The sequence below is a fragment of the Paralteromonas sediminis genome, assembly GCF_003820355.1.
GTDB classification, from domain to species: Bacteria; Pseudomonadota; Gammaproteobacteria; order Enterobacterales; family Alteromonadaceae; genus Alteromonas_F; species Alteromonas_F sediminis.
Genome location: NZ_RPOK01000002.1, coordinates 11,981 through 30,438, shown reverse-complemented (window position 1 = coordinate 30,438; position 18,458 = coordinate 11,981). Strand labels below are relative to the sequence as shown.

At 43.9% G+C, this 18,458-nt stretch carries 20 protein-coding genes; 6 read left to right on the top strand and 14 right to left on the bottom strand.

The window, feature by feature from the left end:
- Positions 1-86: 86 nt before the first annotated feature.
- Genes DRW07_RS05430 through DRW07_RS05420 form a run of 3 tightly spaced genes read right to left on the bottom strand, consistent with a single transcriptional unit; the run spans position 87 to position 3,539 of the window.
- Positions 87-1,388, bottom strand: a complete 1,302-nt coding sequence (locus DRW07_RS05430; protein ID WP_124026891.1) for a sensor histidine kinase — start codon at positions 1,386-1,388, stop codon at positions 87-89.
- Between the two features lie 17 nt (positions 1,389-1,405).
- Positions 1,406-2,089, bottom strand: a complete 684-nt coding sequence (locus DRW07_RS05425; RefSeq protein ID WP_124026890.1) for a response regulator transcription factor — start codon at positions 2,087-2,089, stop codon at positions 1,406-1,408.
- Entirely contained in the window at positions 2,076-3,539 is a 1,464-nt protein-coding gene (locus DRW07_RS05420; protein ID WP_124026889.1) for a S41 family peptidase, read from the bottom strand. The genes DRW07_RS05425 and DRW07_RS05420 overlap by 14 nt, the downstream gene beginning before the upstream one ends.
- Positions 3,540-3,870: 331 nt before the next feature.
- On the opposite strand from DRW07_RS05420, the gene DRW07_RS05415 reads away from it, so the two are divergent.
- A complete protein-coding gene (locus DRW07_RS05415) occupies positions 3,871-4,638 on the top strand; it encodes a hypothetical protein (protein ID WP_124026888.1) in 768 nt (255 codons plus the stop codon).
- 79 nt (positions 4,639-4,717) lie between these two features.
- Here DRW07_RS05415 and DRW07_RS05410 read toward each other — a convergent pair whose 3' ends face one another.
- Positions 4,718-6,130: a sugar porter family MFS transporter gene (locus DRW07_RS05410; protein ID WP_124026887.1), complete on the bottom strand. Its 1,413-nt coding sequence runs from the start codon at positions 6,128-6,130 to the stop codon at positions 4,718-4,720.
- A gap of 21 nt (positions 6,131-6,151) precedes the next feature.
- The gene (locus DRW07_RS05405; RefSeq protein WP_124026886.1) at positions 6,152-7,009 is read right to left on the bottom strand and encodes a sugar phosphate isomerase/epimerase family protein; all 858 of its coding nucleotides are present in this window, start codon (positions 7,007-7,009) and stop codon (positions 6,152-6,154) included.
- A 161-nt stretch (positions 7,010-7,170) separates the two neighbouring features.
- Here DRW07_RS05405 and DRW07_RS05400 point away from each other — a divergent pair, with 161 nt between their 5' ends.
- The 5 genes from DRW07_RS05400 to DRW07_RS05380 all read left to right on the top strand — a co-directional run bounded on the left by DRW07_RS05400 (position 7,171) and on the right by DRW07_RS05380 (position 10,459).
- A complete protein-coding gene (locus tag DRW07_RS05400; protein ID WP_124026885.1) occupies positions 7,171-7,350 on the top strand; it encodes a hypothetical protein in 180 nt (59 codons plus the stop codon).
- A gap of 378 nt (positions 7,351-7,728) precedes the next feature.
- On the top strand, positions 7,729-8,076 hold the full coding sequence (locus DRW07_RS05395) for a DUF6249 domain-containing protein (protein WP_124026884.1): 348 nt from the start codon (positions 7,729-7,731) through the stop codon (positions 8,074-8,076).
- Complete coding sequence (locus DRW07_RS05390; protein WP_124026883.1) at positions 8,069-8,605, top strand: RNA polymerase sigma factor; 537 nt, start codon at positions 8,069-8,071, stop codon at positions 8,603-8,605. Before DRW07_RS05395 ends, DRW07_RS05390 begins: the two co-directional genes overlap by 8 nt.
- Positions 8,602-8,901: a hypothetical protein gene (locus tag DRW07_RS05385; protein WP_124026882.1), complete on the top strand. Its 300-nt coding sequence runs from the start codon at positions 8,602-8,604 to the stop codon at positions 8,899-8,901. Before DRW07_RS05390 ends, DRW07_RS05385 begins: the two co-directional genes overlap by 4 nt.
- 70 nt (positions 8,902-8,971) lie before the next feature.
- The gene (locus DRW07_RS05380) at positions 8,972-10,459 is read left to right on the top strand and encodes a serine hydrolase domain-containing protein (RefSeq protein ID WP_124026881.1); all 1,488 of its coding nucleotides are present in this window, start codon (positions 8,972-8,974) and stop codon (positions 10,457-10,459) included.
- Positions 10,460-11,550: 1,091 nt separating this feature from the next.
- Here the strand turns inward: DRW07_RS05380 and DRW07_RS05370 are convergent.
- From DRW07_RS05370 to DRW07_RS05330, 9 genes are all read right to left on the bottom strand, one after another.
- Positions 11,551-12,126 (bottom strand): flavodoxin family protein, encoded by a 576-nt coding sequence (locus tag DRW07_RS05370; protein WP_124026880.1) that lies wholly within the window; start codon positions 12,124-12,126, stop codon positions 11,551-11,553.
- Positions 12,123-13,358, bottom strand: a complete 1,236-nt coding sequence (gene yjeH / locus DRW07_RS05365; protein WP_124026879.1) for an L-methionine/branched-chain amino acid transporter — start codon at positions 13,356-13,358, stop codon at positions 12,123-12,125. Before yjeH ends, DRW07_RS05370 begins: the two co-directional genes overlap by 4 nt.
- Positions 13,351-14,229, bottom strand: coding sequence for a LysR family transcriptional regulator (locus DRW07_RS05360; protein ID WP_124026878.1), 879 nt, complete (start codon positions 14,227-14,229; stop codon positions 13,351-13,353). The genes yjeH and DRW07_RS05360 overlap by 8 nt, the downstream gene beginning before the upstream one ends.
- The gene (locus DRW07_RS05355) at positions 14,229-14,918 is read right to left on the bottom strand and encodes a GNAT family N-acetyltransferase (RefSeq protein WP_124026877.1); all 690 of its coding nucleotides are present in this window, start codon (positions 14,916-14,918) and stop codon (positions 14,229-14,231) included. The genes DRW07_RS05360 and DRW07_RS05355 overlap by 1 nt, the downstream gene beginning before the upstream one ends.
- Before the next feature lie 4 nt (positions 14,919-14,922).
- Positions 14,923-15,342, bottom strand: coding sequence for a DMT family transporter (locus DRW07_RS05350; RefSeq protein ID WP_240630515.1), 420 nt, complete (start codon positions 15,340-15,342; stop codon positions 14,923-14,925).
- A 15-nt stretch (positions 15,343-15,357) separates the two neighbouring features.
- Positions 15,358-15,984, bottom strand: a complete 627-nt coding sequence (locus DRW07_RS05345) for an NAD(P)H-dependent oxidoreductase (protein ID WP_124026875.1) — start codon at positions 15,982-15,984, stop codon at positions 15,358-15,360.
- Between the two features lie 3 nt (positions 15,985-15,987).
- Positions 15,988-16,980: a cyclase family protein gene (locus DRW07_RS05340; RefSeq protein ID WP_124026874.1), complete on the bottom strand. Its 993-nt coding sequence runs from the start codon at positions 16,978-16,980 to the stop codon at positions 15,988-15,990.
- Positions 16,977-17,624: a DsbA family oxidoreductase gene (locus tag DRW07_RS05335; RefSeq protein WP_124026873.1), complete on the bottom strand. Its 648-nt coding sequence runs from the start codon at positions 17,622-17,624 to the stop codon at positions 16,977-16,979. The genes DRW07_RS05340 and DRW07_RS05335 overlap by 4 nt, the downstream gene beginning before the upstream one ends.
- A gap of 381 nt (positions 17,625-18,005) precedes the next feature.
- Positions 18,006-18,302, bottom strand: coding sequence for an antibiotic biosynthesis monooxygenase family protein (locus DRW07_RS05330; RefSeq protein WP_124027548.1), 297 nt, complete (start codon positions 18,300-18,302; stop codon positions 18,006-18,008).
- Positions 18,303-18,458: the final 156 nt, after the last annotated feature.

Below are 18,458 nucleotides of genomic sequence, written 5' to 3'. Positions count from 1 at the left end.
CTCCTCAATGATGAACAAAATGGTAAGCTACAGGGTGTCGCGCTTTTGTGAAGAAAAGAAGCAAATTCTAAGAAAAATGCATGCTATCAATGAAAATCAATGATGACAGTGAAATACTGCATTTCAGTATTCACTTGCACATTGACACCCCAGCCACAAGCGTCGCAAATGCGCTTTACCAAGCTTAGGCCCTGCCCTATTCCGGTACTGTCCTGTCCCTTACTACCGCTGAAAAGTAAATTGTCGGGTAAGTCTTGTTCATACTGGTTAGTTAACGTCAAACATCGCTCTACTAATTGAAGGTCGACTCGATTCCCAGTGGCATGGGCAACAATATTTGACAATAAATTATTGACCAGTATTTCTAGCAGATTTCGGTTGGCATTGATGACGATATCTTCATGGGGCAGAGAGATATCGAGCTCAAGTGATTCACCTTTTTGAGTATGATTTAAACCGAAGTGGCTTAATACACATTTTTCTATCACTTGATTAAGCGACAAAGACTCTCTAATCGACGATTCATTTCTCGCTAATGCCAGCAGTATATGGGTAGTCTGAGCCAGCTGTTCCGTAGCGTTTTTCATCTGCTGAACAGATTGCGCTGAAAAACAAACAGTATTGGCGCCATGCTCTGCGTTCACTTCTCCTTGAATACTCTGACTCAGCGCATTTTGTAATACACTGATAGGTGTTCTTATTTCATGACTAATATCTTTGGTAAAATGGATTTCCCGGGTAAGTGCATTATTAAGTTGAGTAAAGCTATCGTTAATGGCTTTTGCCAGCGCACTCACTTCGTTGATCTGCGTAGTGGTAATTAATTCCGTTACCGAATTTTGCTGGTCACTATGTAGTGTTTTTACTTCCCCGGCTAAGGCTTCTATGGGCTTTGCGATTCGACGGCCCATTCGCCAGCCGAGCAACATGACACAAGCACAAGAAAATAAACTCACACCCAGTAACGAAATCAGAATACCTGACAAATAATCTCGACTAACTTCAAAACCTTCCACATCGGCCAATAAAACAAACTCGTCATTGCCAAGGTAAAAGTGTGCCAAGTGATAGGTTTTTCCATTTTCGAGCGTATATTCAACACGATGTGGTTCTTCACTATACATTTGCCGTATGGACGTTGGTACGGCATCCCACCCCTGATGCAACTGGTATATTTGCCCTTTGGAGACATCAGCAATGCCTGTCATGTCGTAGTTGCGCTTAATTGCGGTAACTTGCTGAGCCACTAAGCGGTTGAAAATATTGTCTTCAATTACCCAAGAGTATCCCAGCACAAATACGCTATATAAAAATGTTAAGGTAAGGGCAACTGCGAGCACTAGCTTGGTAATAGCGTAAGAAATTCGGGTGCTGGTGTTAACTTTCATCAAACTTCAGGTTGACCTTAAACCACGAGCCTAAAGCCAATCCCGTGGACCGTCTTTATCATCGAAGTTGCAAAGGGTTTATCAATGGCATTTCTCAAGGTATACATATGACTCCTTACTGCATCAGTTTCTGGCGCGTCTGAGCCCCACACCTTTTCAACTAGCTCTCGTTTACTGACAGCGCTGGGATAAGCCTCAGCCAATAAACTCAATATTTGAAAATCTTTTGTCGATAGCGTGATGGCGCGATTTTGACGTTCAACTTCTTTGGTACTCACATTAATTTTAAGATCCCCCAACTCTATTACTTTTGACTTGTGAAGCCGGTGGCGTTTAGTGAGGGCAACGCACCTTAAGTACACCTCTTCAAGTACAAAAGGCTTTGTTAAATAATCATCGGCACCCACGCCAAAGCCCTGCACTTTGTGTTCAATGCTATCGCGCGCAGTTAACATTAATATGGGTATAGCTGTGTCACTGGTTTGCTTTATGTGTTTACACACCTGCGTACCGTCTATGTCTGGCAACATTAAATCCAAAATGATGACGTCATACCGGTTTTGGGCGGCCAATTGAATAGCTTGTCCGCCCGTTTCTGCGTAATCAACAATAAACGCTTTACCTTCAAGAAAATCACACAACTGCGTAGCGATGTCGTGTGTATCCTCCACAACCAATACGGTACATTTATTGTTTTCCACTTTGTGTGACCACCTTTTTACACTCTTCTAACTCGCCACTCAAAAGCAAATCGATTAACGCTAATGAAGGATCATTATTACCATCAGCTTGCTGACAGCGCGCTATCGCATAATCGTTTACATTATAGTGTGGCACAACACCTTGGCGAGCAAGTTCGCCGTTTGGTCTCACCAACATTCGCGTTGTGATGTAGGCCCTTAGCTCAGAATGCGGCAAGTTGAATAAGTTACCCTGTGCAGACTGATTCGCAAAGCCTCCTGTTGTTTTACCGACTAACGTTGCTATGTCATTGTCTTTTAGCGTGGTTGCCAACACAATGGAAGCTGAATAGGTTACTGGGCCAATCAGCAAATAGGTGCTACCGTGAAAACGTTTATTTTCCGCTACCGGGGTTTCCCAATCATCCCAATCTGAGAGTAATATTTCGCCTACCTCTCCTTTGTAATTGAACCAGCCTCGATTTTCTTCATTTAGCTTTTCCTTCAGTTTAGAAATCATTCTGAAAGGCTTGTCCGCTAAATGTTTTGTTAAATAAGTGACTGTATCAGTATTCCCACCTGGATTATCACGTACATCAATAATTAAATGTTTGATTTTCTGCTCCCGAAGAGTGGCAAACGTGTCATCGATGAAGGTTTCGAACGTATCAGGTTCAACATCAAAATGCGCAAGATAAATAAATCCCACGTCTTCAGAAAGCCGCTTGTAATAATGATCTTTCCCTGCTTCGCTTGCTGTCATACCTGTTGCCTGTGCGTCGGCTTCAGGCCATAGTCCGTCCTTTTGAAGAGAAACGCTTTGTGCTCCATCCGGTAATTCCAACTCGATATTGAAGCTGTCCAACCAGCCGTAGTACGCCCACAAACCAATACCAAAACGCATGGCAACAACATGTTCCCTCAGTAGCTCGGTTTCACCTCCAACATATTGCTTTAATGTGCTCAAAATCTGGTCGCTCTCGACACCATTAATTGAAAGAATTTCAGTAGAAGAAGGGATGGAGCGGTCGCCTATTTTGTAAGCCTGCTTTAGTTGGAGTTGTCCGTTTTGCCCAACCGTAACCGACAAAGGAAATGTTTTATGCCCCTGGTCGCGAGCAAGATTTAACTCTTGATATGGCCAAATCAAGAAAGAATGACCATCTTGAAAAAACGGAGACAACTTGCCCACAACACGATAAAACGCAATACGGGTCAGCGGCGACGTTATACTTGCTTTTAGCTTTTCAGCTTGTGCTTTCAACGATGGAACATCAGCATATTCTTCAATTTCAGGATGACGCGTTAGCGCCCCTTCAAGAAAGGCATCAATATCATCATGCATCTGCTCTACGGTTAGCTGCTTGGTAAGAAGAGCCTCATTAGAAAGTTCAGGGAATATGTCGAGATGACGCTGTTGACATGCTGATAACGTCAATATCAAAACTAAAAGTATACTTACACGCTTCATATAATGTGCCCATCTGTTGTATTTTTCGACACATTAACAAGTCAATTGTGAAGGGTTTGTCGTGAAATTGCGAAAGCGAAATAGTCTAGGGCACAAGCAATAACGACTTCCTACTTACCATCACACTTTGTGAGTAAGGCCAATGCAAAGCATCGGATAAAACGTTCATTCAATCAACTTTATACTTACATTAACTGTCTTATTTTTTTACAAATTTTAAACACAAAAATCACATTAGAGTGTATCTACTTGTTTCTATTTGTTTTTTAAAAGCCGGTACCTATCTTGCTTTGTTTCTAAGCTCTACATAGACGTTAAATATGTAAGGAAAATGATGATTAACAAAAAAGTGTTAGGTTTATTTTTGGTTATTCTTTTCTGGATGACATCTGCAAGCGCAGCCGTTATTACCGTTACTCCAGACGACATGAACGGTTGGGTGCCATTTGCTGAGGGTGGCCCCGGAGGCAGTGTTCATTTTGTCTCTGGTCCTGGTACACCGCCATTAGGAACAGGATCTGCACAATTTACCTTAGACACCAACACCTCTGGGATGGTGCTTGGTTTCGGCCTATCAGATGTAAGACTCGATGCACTTACAGCACTCAATTACTCCACCTATAACACGGTAGGAAATAACACAATAAGTGCTGCACTGCAGTTTAATATTGATTATGACTTAACAGATAACGCGCTCAATTGGCAAGGTCGGTTAGTCTATGAGCCCTATTATGATAATCAAGTGCAAGACGGCATGTGGCAAACGTGGGATGCGCTTGCAGGGCGTTGGTGGATGACCGGAAATCCCATTGCCAATGACACAGCATCAGCACAGATATGCGGTATTGGCGCGCCATGCTCGATTGCAGATATCTTGAATGCTTTCCCCAATGCAGGCCTACATTCAAGTTTTGGTGCTGTTTTGTTCAAAGCCGGATCTGGCTGGGCTGCAGGTTCACAGGTCGCTGTCGATGCGTTCACCCTAGGTATTGATGGGCAAAATACAACGTTTGACTTTGAAGCATCAGAAGTCTCTGCACCCGCGGCTGTCGGTTTGTTATTGTTGGGTATGGGCCTAATGCGTGTAAGGCGTAAATAAACAAGCCTTTAAATGTTGGAGCAGTAACAGTTAGTCTTTTTCTGCTCCATCTTTATCCATTTCCGTAGTGTATTTCAACCTACCCAGCCATCTCCTCAAGCCGCTTGCCCTTTGTTTCAAACACATACTTACTGACAAATACGACCGAGACACCTGCACAGAACGCATAAAATCCATACGCGCCAAGTAAACCAATCGAGCCTAACATCAGTGGGAAAGTCAGCGTAATAAGAAAATTTGAGCCCCATTGGAAAAAGCCAGCAACGGCCAAACCTGCACCACGAACTTGATTGGGAAACATTTCTCCAAGAAGCACCCACATTACCGGCCCCCAAGAGAAGTTAAACATGACCACATAGGCATTAGCTGCTACTAATGCTAACGTACCATAATCACCCAAATCGAGGCTGCCACCGGTCGCAACATCTGCGTTCGCGAAAGCAAAAACCATGGTTGCCAATGTGATCGTCATCCCAATGGAGCCCATCATCATAATGGGCTTGCGGCCAATTTTGTCGATCAACAAAATAGTTAACACACAGGCTGCAATACTCACAGCACCGCTTATTACATTAATTAATAAAGCGTGGCTCTCGGAAAAACCCACGGCTTGCCACAATACTGCGCCATAATAAAAAACAACATTAATCCCCACTAGCTGTTGAAACGTTGCCAGCCCAATGCCTACCCATAATATGGGCCGAATACGGCGACGTGGTTTATCGTAGAGATCCTTTAAAGCCGGAGTATGGCTTTGCGAGACAGACAGTTTAATGTCATCGTAAACCTGTTTTGCACGTGTTGAATACAGCTTAGTTAGCACCGCTAAGGCATTGTCTTGCTGTTTGGATATCACTAAAAAGCGCGGGCTTTCAGGAATAAATAGCAACCCAATTAAAAATAAGGTTGCAGGAACAAGCTCCACCCAAAACATCCAGCGCCAGGCCTCAAAATCCAGATACCACTGTGCCGTTGAACCTCCTGCAATATCAGCGATTAGGTAGTTACTCAAAAACGCAATAAACAGGCCTGATATAATCGCGATTTGCTGTAATGTTGCGAGCTTGCCACGAATTGCTGCCGGGGCAATTTCACTGATATAAGCAGGCGTCATTACCGATGCAGCGCCGACAGCAAAGCCACCTAAAATGCGAAAGATTACAAAGGTTGTAGACGTGTCAGCCGCCCCAGAGCCCCATGCACTGACAATAAAAAAGACAGCGGCAACCATAAGCATTTTACGGCGACCGTAATAGTCAGCCAAACGACCAGCGGTAAAAGCTCCAACCGCACATCCTAACAGCATACTGGCCACTTCGAAGCCAGTACCGAATGCATCTGACCGAAATGTGTTTTGCAGTCCGTCAAAGGTACCGTTGATTACGCCACTATCAAAACCAAATAGAAAGCCGCCTAATGTCGCGATAACACTGATTGCGAGAATAAAAGGTAAGTTGTTGTACTCGGATCCGCTGTTTACTGACGTATGCATGGTGCGCCTTCTTAATTGTGGTTAATCAAAGCCTACTGTGCGACCATCAAGCTCCAACAGATAACGAATACTTTTAGGCACCTGCAATAAAACTCGTGAAGACTCATCTTCAATAAAAAAGTATTTAATGCCTTGCTGCTTGGCTACCGCAACCACTTTATCAATTCCAACATCACCAGACCCAAGCACCACGTTGACTTCTACATCGGCTGTACCATTGGTTGTGTCGGCAGTACCATGCGCCCTGTCTTTTAAATGCAATGACGTGAACTTACCAGGATAACGCGTCAAGAAATCTACAGGGTCTTGCCCCCCCTGCTTTATCCAAAACACGTCCATTTGAAACTTGGCTTCGGTGACATTTTGCAGCATGTAGTCGAGGATCGTACCCTCTTCATGCGGAAAGAATTCATAACCGTGGGGATGATATTGCAAGGTAATCCCATTTTCTGCCAACAGCGCACCGGCTCTATTGAACACGTCCACCGCTTCTTTCGCTTTTTCTATATCAAACATGCCGGTGTGCGGGATCCAGTATACGGTGGCAAATCTTGCGCCGAAAAACTTCGCTTTGTAAGCAACGGCTATAGGGTTGTCGCGAACCTCTTCATAAGTGGTGTCTACGCTAACTACCTCAACATGATTTTTATCCAGAATCGATTTAAATTCTGTTACTGAATAGCCATAAAGATTTCCCCCACCCTCAACGGCATTGATACCCCAGTCTCGGACTTGCTCGATCGCCGATGGTACATCTTCAGCCATTTGATTGCGCAGACTGTAGAGTTGCAGGCCGATTTCATGTGCCCAAACAGGCAAGGTAAACGTGGTAAGAAGGGCTAAAATGCCCCATTTTCGAGGATGGAAAAGCGATTTCATATGTGTCCTTTTACGCGACAACACCGCGTGCTTTACAACATTTCGTTTACAAAAGTGTACCCTGCTTACAGCGACTACGGTATGAAAAAATCGGTGCTAATTATTACTTTTTCGGCGTGCAGAGCATTTGATTTTATGAAACTTCTAGAGATACGAAATATTTGAAAAGGATTACGTCAGATTTTCCCAGCGGCATAGATCAACTCGTGTATCCAACCGCAATTCACTATGGTCGTGAAAGAGGAATTAACGCCACTTATAAGCCAACACATGTCTATGAGGGCGATATTACTAACACTGATGCTATAGCCAGTTGGATTGAGGGCAAATTGTTGGACTAGGGGGTAAAGGGTTTTGTAGTAGCGCCTTGTTTTTGGGGTAGAGACGTTTTTCTTGTCAAGATCAGAGAGATTGGTCGGTGTGAGAGGATTTGGTGTCTCAGAGCATGATGAAACGTTAATCTTACAACCTTTGAACTGTTTTTTTTGATGATACCTTTCTAATGCACATTCAACGGTTCTCACCTTCGAAGACGCATCATTTAACCCATAATAAAGTAACATGGTGTTTGCAGGAGATGCATTTCGAGGAATCTTCAATGTATATCATCCCCTACGTTGAAGACATAATTTGAAAAAAATCATCCTTGGTGCATCTAAAACGTAATCACAACGTGTCTATATATTTAGACCATAATTTAGAGTTAATGAGGAACCTCTATGTCTGAGCTTTGGATACCTGTTATTGGCATTATCTGTATAGCGGTTGTGATCATTGCGAGCCTTTATATGGGTACGCGTGAAAAACAACAACTTCATACAACACTGCAACTGCACCTACAAAACGGTGGTGAGTTGTCGCCAGCACTTTTAAAAAACCTTGGCGCAAATGTGAATCAGTCAAAACGTGATTTACGAAAAGGTTTGCTGCTGACAGCCATTGGTATTGCTTGTTTTGCGGGCGGGTTTATCAGTGAAAACTTCATTGTCGGTGCTGTTTTTGGCGTCTTCCCGCTGTTCGTCGGTTTGGCTTTTGGTGGTATTTCACTAATCAATAAAAATGAATGACCAAACCCTTATTATGCGCATTCTGGTCAACGACGACCAACATGCGTTCACGACATTGGTACGAAGTTATCAGCAGCCTATTCGGCAATTTCTTTGTCGGCTGACGCAAGGTAACCGAACACTTGCTGATGATCTCGCCCAACACGTTTTTATAGCCGCCTACGATAAACTAGCCACATTTCGGGCGGAGGCGAATTTCAGTACGTGGTTACACAGTATTGCCTATCGCGCTTTTTTGAATGAGATGCGTAAAGCGCATTATCAACAAGAAGCGGAGCTCACTGACCAAACACTTAGTCAACCAACTTATACGAATGCTGAAAATGAAATTTTGGTAGAACAGCTTATGACGAAACTCTCCTTTTCAGAGCGTACCTGCATGACCCTTGCCTTTAGCGCAGGAATGAGTCATCAAGAAATTGCCACAATCACCGACTTTCCGTTAGGTACTGTTAAGTCTCATATCAATAGAGGAAAGCAAAAGCTGACCGGCTGGCTAAATGAATCTCAAACAGGGAGCACAAAATGAACAATTCCTCCGAGCAAGATTTCACCAGGCTACTTGCCTACCAACAAACTGAATCTAGTGAGAAATTTGTTGAGAAAGTCATTGATAACGTAAACTTCAGACATAGGTTCCGTAGGCGCGTGCTCATGCTTGCGGGTGCAGCGGCGACCATAACAACCGCGCTTCTCGTGGGTCTGTCAAACAATTCAAACTGGGACGCAATTACGAGCTTCTTCACTCAATCACCGATGTTGGTTTTTGGTATAACAAGTATTGGTTTGTTAGGTGGGTTAGTACTTCGCATAGAAGAAAACTAAATCGTTGCATCCAAAAGCTACTGTCGGTGTTTCTAATCAGTTTTAGTCAACGAACAATTGGAAACTCACTATGAAAAGCTTCGCGTTTGCTGTCGTAATGACAGTGATAACATCACTAATTAGCTATGCAAATGCTGATGGTGTCGACGACACGTCCCTCCAACGACTCGAGCAGCAATTGCCCAGTACACTTGAACAGTTTTACCAAAAGCATCAACTAAAAGGCGATCTGTTACTTGCGGTTGTAGATAAAAATGGGCTTCGATATTCCTATACGCTCAACACAAAAGGCAATGACGCAGTAAGTAATGGGCTTACTACTGAGACGCCTTTTTTGATTGCTTCACATACTAAGGCTTTCACAGGCACTCTGGCTCAAGTTTTGGCTACCAAAGGTAATTTCCAACTAGACGCTCCGATCAAAACTTATTTAGCCAATGAGATTACGCATTCAAAAATTGCGAGCGACACCATTACAGTAGAGCAGCTGCTCAACCATACAGCCGGCTTCACCAGTATCATGCATACTTTTAAAACTGCCTTTTTGGGTTACGAGACCGAAGCGGAACTGATAGATGCGCTTAATACCGATACTTTAGTAGCACCAACAGGCGTTTTCAGATACTCCAATACAGGCCCCATTTTAGCAGCTCGCGCTATAGAAAACGCAACAAGAAAGAACTGGAAAAAATTAATGGCCGCAAGTTTATTTTCACCGCTTAGTATGCACAACACTAGCTCAACATTAAGTGCCTACCCGACAGGCACTATTTTACCCAGTATCGAGATTGGAGCTGATGGCGAGGTTTTACGTACAGGGCTGTACAAAACAGATAAGACGCTGCATGCTGCAGGCGGCAGCGTTTCGACCTTAGGTGACATGGCAAAATGGCTACAATTCAATTTAAACCAAGGGGAAGAACTTTCCGCGGCGGCTAACTTTTTTAAGCTTCTACATTCGTCAACCACAATTCAGAAAAAAACTTACTATACCTATGAACGAACCGGCTATAGCTTGGCATGGGACATTGCTACCTACCATGACAACACTATCCTAACTCGTTTTGGCGGCTACGCAGGAATAAGTTTTCATGCCTCTTTTATGCCTGAGCAAGGTGTCGCAGTGATAGCATTTTTCAACGACCAGCGTGGGTATTTAGTACCTCATCTGGCGGCAAATCTCGCCTATAACTTAGTTATCGCACCTGAATTGGCGCAGTCGCGCTATGGGGAGGAACTTAAAGGCGTCGAACAAAGTATTACCCGTGAACAAGAAAATGCCCTTGATCCTAAAGCTCGTGTGCCCTTTTCTGTAACGTGGCAAAACCTCCTTGGCACTTATGAGAACAATAATGGCTGGCCGGTAATCACTTTAACTGAAAAAGAAAACCACTTATGGCTGAGCTTTGGCGTATTAGAAGGGTCCCTGTACGAAGAAGAAGAGGGAGGCTATATTGTGAATCTTGGTTCACTGCGTCGCTCCATTAAGTTGTCAGTCTCGGACGCTGGAAAAGTCACATTGATGAATGGTAGCTTGGAATACATAAAGCACGACTAAATTCACTAGGTTTAAGCTCGCAATGTACCACGTGACGTGATCCATTTGGCACATTGCGCCTCTGGATTATTTTATTTGTATAGAGTTTGGTATATAGCATTTGCAATAGACCAAGGCTCTACTTCACCTTCGTGAGACGCCACAAAAATCATGAGACCTTGCTCCGGTAAGCGCCAATATTCAGCTTTTCCGAAAAAGCTCATACCATTGTGCCAAACAAGGTTTTCCTTGTCTTCAAACGGAACAACAGACCAGCCATATCCATATAAGTAACCATCATCATACTCAGCAACGTACGGACTGAAATTTTGCTGTTGCGATGCCGCTGATAAGACCTGCCCCTCTAATTATGTTTTATTAAGTCAGCCTACATTAACTCTGGGTGACGAAACAAAGGCTCAGCATAGTACCCAATCTGCGGAGACGCTAACAAAAAAGGTATCTAGCGATTTGAAAGTTCTTATCGTTATTTTATGTTTAATCACAATAGCTGCTGTCGCTTTAGCCTTTAGGTGGTCCAGCGACACTGAGTTTATCGAAGAAGGCATTGTCGAGTTTATTGAAAAAAAAGAGCACAGCCAACACAACGTTGCGTAGCTATTCCGAAGTTTTATTTGCGAACGCATTGTAGAAATTTATTTAGCTCTACAAGGCTACGAATAATGTGAACAGACTTGTCTGGATACTCTGTTGTTAAGCGAGCTTCGAAATCATTATTCCAGAACTTCGGACTCATTCGAAGCGCTTTATAACTGGCAATAGAACCTTTAATTATGGAGCAGCCATCAGGCCACCCCTCCGGTTTTACAAAGCCCCCTTTTAAAAGTCGTTTCGTAACTAACCAATAGCTCAAAGGATAAGACAAGTTTAAATAAATCAGAGTATCGGCAGCTTTAAGACGCTCGATAAATGCGTTTATCGGACCAAGACCATCGAGTATCCTATTATTAGACGAAAGTATCGTGTTGTGTTTTATTGCACTTGGAAGCAATAGAATCAAATTGGTAGAGTGCGATGCCAATATCTTTCAGCTAATACTTTACTGAATGTCGACTTCCCTTTTCCAGGCTTACCGAAGACCGCTATTTTTTTCATTGAAACTCGCTTTCATTGAATTTTTTTGCCAATACAGCAACCCGCTGCCCTAAATAGTTTGCTGTAGCTTTATCGGTTTCATGTACGCCTTCGGCGTTCACGTGCGCAACCACACCAAGCTGACTACCTAACCTATTAATATTGTGCTTGGTGTAGCCATGCGCCGCGTCAATACTGACCCACAACATACCTTGCTGACAAGCCAGTGTGAAAAAATAATGTAAGGTACCTGATTGGTCGCCATTCGGGGCGCTGCCACAGGTAAAACCAGCAGCTAATTTATTCGCCCACAATTGTTCACACCATAATTCGCTGGTGGCATCGGCAAAGGCTTTAAACTGACTAGCAACCCCACCCATATACGTTGGCGAGCCAAATATGATGGCGTCGCACTTACCAAGCTGAGTGAGAACGTCTTGCTCAACAAAGCGCCCATCGATAAGCAGTCTTTTGTCAATGAGAAAACGCATAACTTCAACGTCGTCAACAGCAAGAGCGCCTTGCTCAATTTGCTGAGCTAAGGTTTCAGTAGCCCCGGTTGCGCTAAAATAGATAATGCCCAATTTAATCATGATAATTTCCTATTTTTTGCAACATACCATTCACGAGTACTGAGCCCATTAGCGATAACAACAAAGCAAATTACTGCGTAAATCATCTGTATTCCGATACTCCACATAATACCCGTGAGCAAAAACAAACCAATACCAACAAGCAAACGATACTTTTTGGCTAATAAACGCCATGCTGAAAACATTGTGGCCATATAGATAAGCACGAATACGCCATTGGCGGCCGTAATCAAAGCCTCTAAATCAAGTTTGGTTATAAAAGTAAAGACGAGCATTACAGCAATGATTGATAGAATAAAAGTAATAGCCCAGATTGGTATGCCGTGCTTATTTTTTTTACCCAAAGTAGCAGGAAGGACTCCTTGCTGAGCAAAATTTGCCAGCAAACGCGATAGACTCGCTAGATAGACGTTTACCGCAGCCAAGCCACCCGCTATACCAAGTATGCCGATAAGCATTGCGCCTGCTTTTCCAAACTTTAACTCGGCAACTCCCATTATCGCGATTTCAGTCATACTCGGATAAAACAATAACAGAATGGCAGTCGCCACATAGATACCACCCACCATTAGGCATCCATAGACCATTGCCGGCATAACGTCTCGCCTGGGCCAACGGAACTCCTCGGCAAGATGGGTAATCGCCTCAAGTCCAAGGAAACTCCAGAAGGCGATGCCAATTCCATTTAATAAGGGCCCCACCTCAGGAACCCTAGGTTGCCACGGCGAAGATACTTGCTCTGTCGGTGTTAATATAAGGGCTAGGACAAATGTAACTATAAAGATTGTGATACCGAGCTGAACAACGGCAGATAACTTTAATCCGCGCCGATTAATTAGGAACAAGCCGAACAGAGTGATTAACTCACATATCAAAAGTAAAGGCCCGGTAATCCCGGTGAGGCCAGTGAAGAAGGTAAAGGTAATCAACATGGCTGCCGGCGCTCCAAATGGCACCACGCAAACAAATAAAAGGCCTAAACTGCGGCCTAACCGAGCCCCAAAAGCTTTTTCTACGTAATGAGCGGGGCCTCCAGCATGAGGAAAACTCGCGGCGAGTTTACCCATCACCAGCGCCACAGGCATAATCACTACAGTCAGGAGCAGCCATACTATAGCACTGTCGGAGCCCGAACTGACAATGGTCAGCTGCGGCAAAATAAAAACCCCCGTGCCGAGTAATGTAGTGGCAACTAGCCCTGCCCCCTGCCAACGCGAAATTTTACTACTCATGCTCTTGTTTTTCCGTTAAGTAGGTTACAAATGCGCTAACCACATTGCTCGATGCTAGCTCAGGACGAACAGCAAGCTGTAGTGCAACTGTGCGCATGTGTCCATTATCAAGCTTCAACTCCTCAACCTCAGGATTGTTTTTTTGTTTTATAAACCAAATCGGAAGCCAAGCAAAACCGATCTTATGGACAACACCCTGCCAAGCCTGTTCGAAATGGCTTGCGGTCATACGACTCACAGAACCAAGCCAACCTGAGTTCACATTATTGCGTAACCCCGCATCTCGGATGACCATTTGCCTATACTGTTCTAAGTCAGTTAGAGAGTGTGTTTTAACACCAGCCAATGGGTGCTCCGAATGGGCAACTGCACAGAGATCAACTGTTGTAACCAGTTGACATACATAACCTTTTGGGATCGAGCTCGCTATACCTATATCAACAGTGCCATCGTCAAGTAACTCACCACAGCGCGATAGTGCAGTTTCATGCAATTGAACATTAAGCTCAGGGAAGTCATCAGCCAATCGAGCCAGAGCTCGCCAAAGTTGAGGTTGGGGGAATAGAACATCAACAGCGAGATTGAAGTTGGTTCGAACTTCTGAGTGCTGAGTGATGGCCTCGTGTTCTAGTGCGTCAGCATGACTGACTAGAGTACGCGCTTCTGCCAACAGGCTTTCTCCATATGTTGTAAGTACTGCTTTTCGCCCAACTACCTCAAACAATGACTTTCCTACGGTATTTTCGAGTTTTTTAATGCTATGACTTATCGTTGACTGCGTTTTATAAAGCGCATCCCCCGCTTGTGCAAAACCACCATTATCGACAACTGCAATAAACATACGCCACTGTTCTAGGGATATACGATGCATTACATTCTCCAAAAGGTTAACGTACCTGATTCCTTAAAGCCCAAACGTCGGTAGAGATTTAGCCCCATTTGAGAAGCCTGTAAGGTCATTAATTCTATGCCCTGCAGTTGCGCCCACTGTATGCAGTGCATCATTACTTCAGTCGCGTAACCTTTGCCTCTAAATGCATTCGGCACGGACACCTGGAAGACGCCTACGGTTTTTCCCTGCTGATACAAAAGTATGGTCGCCACACGCTCGCCGTGCTCACGTAAAAATCCTACTCTTACACCTTTTGTATTAGCAGCCCGTTGTAAAGGAGCGACTTCCATTGAATAGCCAAAACCTTCGCTGCACATTTCTATAAAAGCACCGATATCAACCTCATCGTTACTATGAATAAATTCCAAGTCCGTTCCCTTAGAAAGCTCTTGGTGCTCCCCCGTGAGGTGTAAATGCATCAAAGTGAGACTTCCCTCTGCACGTAATCCTTCCAGCTTCGTTTCATGCCCCGTTACCAACGCGAGTTGCTGCTTTGAGCTTAGCTCGTTTTCTTTTAATCTCGCCAGCGTCTGCTCTGTATCCAGCAACTCGTGCCAAACGCGATTGGGCCATCCAGTTGAAAACCACAAGCCGTTTTGCTTTTTAGCACCATAGCAACGCCAAAGGTCGAGCAAGTTCATGTAGTTTTTCGTAAGGTAAGTATTCATTTAATTACCTATTTAACAAAACAAGACCAGCAATCATTGCGCTTAACCCGATCAACTTAGCTTGATTCAACGAGACTTGCGGTAAACCAAACCAACCAAAATGACTTGCCAAAACAGCAAGAACTAGTTGCCCAGTAAGTGCATAGGACATCATAGCACCCACCCCCATTTTAGGTATCAAGAAGTAAAACAGGCCTACACCTGTGGCGCTTATTACACCGCCAAACCATAAGTACCAGGGGACTGCGCGCACATCACTCCAGTTGGGCCATTGGCTGGTAAAGCTAATGAGCGCAAGACCGCTGACCAAGATACTCAAAGCAAATGCAACCACGGTGGCCATCAGGGAGTTCTTCAGTAAAACACCTAGCTGGCTGTTTATTCCCGCTTGCAATGTAATGAGGGCGCCAGCGAATAACGCCATTAGCAATAGCATGACCTAGATCTCCAAACTGAAGTTGTTAGCTGGTAAACGCACTTTTCGTTCACTGCTGCTCGTATCAGTAACCGCGCGCTCACCTAAAGCGCAAATAACCGCACTTTTTTGCCCCTGCTCTGTAAGACCTAACACCTGGTCGAAGCCCTGCTTTTCAAAGCCTGCCATTGGGCAAGCATCGACTTGTTTCAATGCAGCGGTCGTCAATAAGTTTCCAAGTGCAATATGAACTTGGTTCTCAGCCCAGTGCTGAAGTTGCTCAACAGACATCGACAACATGACTTCTTTGACGTGCTGCGTAAAGCCTGCCAATTCTCCAGCGTCAAGACAGCGCTCACGTTCTACATGTGCAAAGTGCTGTTCAATGAATTGCGCATCAATTATGGTATTCACTGTTAATATAAATAGATGCGAACAATCGCGAACTTTAGTTTGACCCATCGCATATGGAAGCAGCTTATTTTTCACTTCTGGAGACTTAACCACCAGCAATTTGTAAGGCTGAAGGCCATATGCCGAAGGACTCAAGCGAGTAGCTTCTACCAGCTCTGCAATAGTTTCGTCCGATAATTTCATATCACTAAATTCACGAACGGCATAACGCCAGTTCAATGCTTCTAAAATAGCCATGGTTTAGTCCTCGTTTGTATTTGTTGACGGCGTTTTGAATGGGAAGGCAAGGGGACGCAGCGGTGCAGCATCAGCACCACGTAACTTCAACGAGCCGCCGACAAGAGCGAACTCATAAACCTCTGCTGCTGCAAGTTCTTCTAGGTTCACTAGCTCCATAATAGGCACGCCGACTTGGGTTAACAGGTACGTGTGAACCGGAACATAATTACCTTCGACTTCTGACGGAAATGCCTCAAAACTGAGATTGTCGGCCCCAATGATCATCGCTTTACCCTTTTCGGCTAAGTAAGTCGCTGCTGCCATACCTAAGCCCGGTGAATTGGCCATGAATTGTGTAGCTTGTTCGTAGTCTTGCATGCGCCCTGTGCGTATTAAAACAACATCGCCTGCCTGCAACGTCACCTTCTGTTGCTCAAGAGCTTGTTCGATATCTGTAACTGTTACTCTGTAATTGTCGGGCAACATATCGAGATCTTTTGCTTTCGGTAAATCAATCAGTACGCCACGAGCGACTAGCGGAGGAATGGTTTCCGCACCACTGCGTTTCCAGCCTTTGTCACCAAGGTGTTCTTCGGCACTGAAATGGTTATAGATTTTACCATCCAAACCAAAGTGACTGAACGCATCAATATGTGTGCCGGTGTGGGTATACATAGATATGGCACTACCCGAGTAGCTAACATGCTGATTAACCCGTTTGCCCATACCGAGCACGTTATCAACCACTGCCCCACGTGGCGTATGCGTCATCCAGAATTGATAGTGAGGGTCACCGGCAGCTTGCCAGCTCGGCATTCCAACAAAATATTCGACCGAAAGGTCGTAAACGTTTCTGGCATCAATGTTAGCCATGACAGCCGCTTGGCTTTCTGGCGTCATCATGTTGAGGCGACCGATTTCGTCCTGCTCACCCCATGGACTGGTACCCACATACTGTTGGGCCATTGCTGACTGCATCGCAATGGCAAACAGCGCGCCTAATACAATATTCATAGTTTCTCCTCCGCATATTGATCTGTTTCATTCGTTGAAATCAGTTGCTCAAGTTGGGCAAGTGAAAGCGTCTGGGAAACGACTTTTTTACCATTCACAACTAACGAGGGGATTGTATGTATACCAAAGTCCTTAGCACGCAACTTGTCCTTCATGACAGCTTGCTTAATGCACGGAGAACAAAGCTTCGTAAACAATTCTGCATTGACAAAACCCTGAGCTTTAGCGATTTCGTTTAACACTTGAGCATCAGCTATATTCCTGGCTTCATATAAGTGCGCACGCTGCACTGCATCAAAAAAATCCCAATGTGCTTGCTGTCCGCACAGCTGCTCAATAGCTTTGGCATAAAGAGCTGCCAGATAGCCGGTGGGATAGTCAAAAGGTGCAATACGCATGCGCTCAACATTAATTAACTCCGGGTTCTCAGAAAAAAGCTGACATTGTTTCCAATGTTGTAATATTTCTTGCTTTGCATTTGAGAGAGAGCCAAAGCGAGCAATCATCTCTTGTTCATTGTGTTGCAATACGAAAGTACGGTGCACTATTCTCACTGGGTATTTTTCAGCGATCTTACGTAAACGGGGGGATAGCAAATAGCACCATCCGCACACCGCATCATGAAAAAACTCTATCGTAGTCATGACTAGCCTCATCCATCATTTTTTGATAGCAGTCAGGTTAGTGCGAAGCTAGATGATAAAAAAATGATTAAAATCGATGTTGATAAACGAAAAGTCACATTGATTGTTTCATGCGAGTTAGTTTCTTCTTGCAACTACGATAGTTTTTGAACATTCAAATTAATACTGCGTTATTTATTATCAATGCAGCCTTCTTTAAAATTTGAAGAAGAAAAAATCATGCTGAATCTCACTCTGTTTAATCAGAACGATAAGGGTGATTAAGCACGAAAAAATGTAAGTGGGATAAAAGTTGAAGTAATGAATCAATCTTTCGAATTCAACAGAGTATTGGGCAAACTTCGAACTGATTATTGACTGACTAATAAAAATGAAAACGTACTAAACAGTCTCATCACCTAATTCCTCAAAAACTTCCACAGAGACTCTCTCTCCAATCTTACGCATTTGCCTCATTTCTTTTGGATCAGCATCCAGCCAAAACTTTTCCCAGGCATATCGAGAGCGCCATTTAGCTATTGTTACGACTTTATTAGAGTCATTGCAGGAACGGATCATAAAGCTCCCTTTTGCTCCATCAACAGTATTATGGATTCGATTTGTAGCTTTGCGCCAAACGTCAATGAAATTATCAATATTTTCCTTTGCTACCCACCATTCATAAATGACATGAAACATAATTCTCTCCATTACTTTCACTATTAAAATTGAATACATTCTTTTTAGAATATGCTCACACATTAAGATACCAATCCATATGAGATAGATGTATGAAATTGTTCATTACTACCAAACTATTTATTTCATTATTTAACTGAGCTACATAAATCTAAA

Coding starts and splice junctions, on each gene's coding strand:
- DRW07_RS05410 (WP_124026887.1), bottom strand. CDS start 6,130: ATGCATACGTCAGTAAACAGCGGATCCGAGTACAACAACTTACCTTTT.
- DRW07_RS05335 (WP_124026873.1), bottom strand. CDS start 17,624: ATGACTACGATAGAGTTTTTTCATGATGCGGTGTGCGGATGGTGCTAT.
- DRW07_RS05395 (WP_124026884.1), top strand. CDS start 7,729: ATGTCTGAGCTTTGGATACCTGTTATTGGCATTATCTGTATAGCGGTT.
- DRW07_RS05420 (WP_124026889.1), bottom strand. CDS start 3,539: ATGAAGCGTGTAAGTATACTTTTAGTTTTGATATTGACGTTATCAGCA.
- DRW07_RS05355 (WP_124026877.1), bottom strand. CDS start 14,918: ATGAATACTTACCTTACGAAAAACTACATGAACTTGCTCGACCTTTGG.
- DRW07_RS05330 (WP_124027548.1), bottom strand. CDS start 18,302: ATGTTTCATGTCATTTATGAATGGTGGGTAGCAAAGGAAAATATTGAT.
- DRW07_RS05350 (WP_240630515.1), bottom strand. CDS start 15,342: ATGGCGTTATTCGCTGGCGCCCTCATTACATTGCAAGCGGGAATAAAC.
- DRW07_RS05380 (WP_124026881.1), top strand. CDS start 8,972: ATGAAAAGCTTCGCGTTTGCTGTCGTAATGACAGTGATAACATCACTA.
- DRW07_RS05370 (WP_124026880.1), bottom strand. CDS start 12,126: ATGATTAAATTGGGCATTATCTATTTTAGCGCAACCGGGGCTACTGAA.
- DRW07_RS05385 (WP_124026882.1), top strand. CDS start 8,602: ATGAACAATTCCTCCGAGCAAGATTTCACCAGGCTACTTGCCTACCAA.
- DRW07_RS05405 (WP_124026886.1), bottom strand. CDS start 7,009: ATGAAATCGCTTTTCCATCCTCGAAAATGGGGCATTTTAGCCCTTCTT.
- DRW07_RS05415 (WP_124026888.1), top strand. CDS start 3,871: ATGATGATTAACAAAAAAGTGTTAGGTTTATTTTTGGTTATTCTTTTC.
- yjeH (WP_124026879.1), bottom strand. CDS start 13,358: ATGAGTAGTAAAATTTCGCGTTGGCAGGGGGCAGGGCTAGTTGCCACT.
- DRW07_RS05390 (WP_124026883.1), top strand. CDS start 8,069: ATGAATGACCAAACCCTTATTATGCGCATTCTGGTCAACGACGACCAA.
- DRW07_RS05345 (WP_124026875.1), bottom strand. CDS start 15,984: ATGGCTATTTTAGAAGCATTGAACTGGCGTTATGCCGTTCGTGAATTT.
- DRW07_RS05430 (WP_124026891.1), bottom strand. CDS start 1,388: ATGAAAGTTAACACCAGCACCCGAATTTCTTACGCTATTACCAAGCTA.
- DRW07_RS05340 (WP_124026874.1), bottom strand. CDS start 16,980: ATGAATATTGTATTAGGCGCGCTGTTTGCCATTGCGATGCAGTCAGCA.
- DRW07_RS05360 (WP_124026878.1), bottom strand. CDS start 14,229: ATGCATCGTATATCCCTAGAACAGTGGCGTATGTTTATTGCAGTTGTC.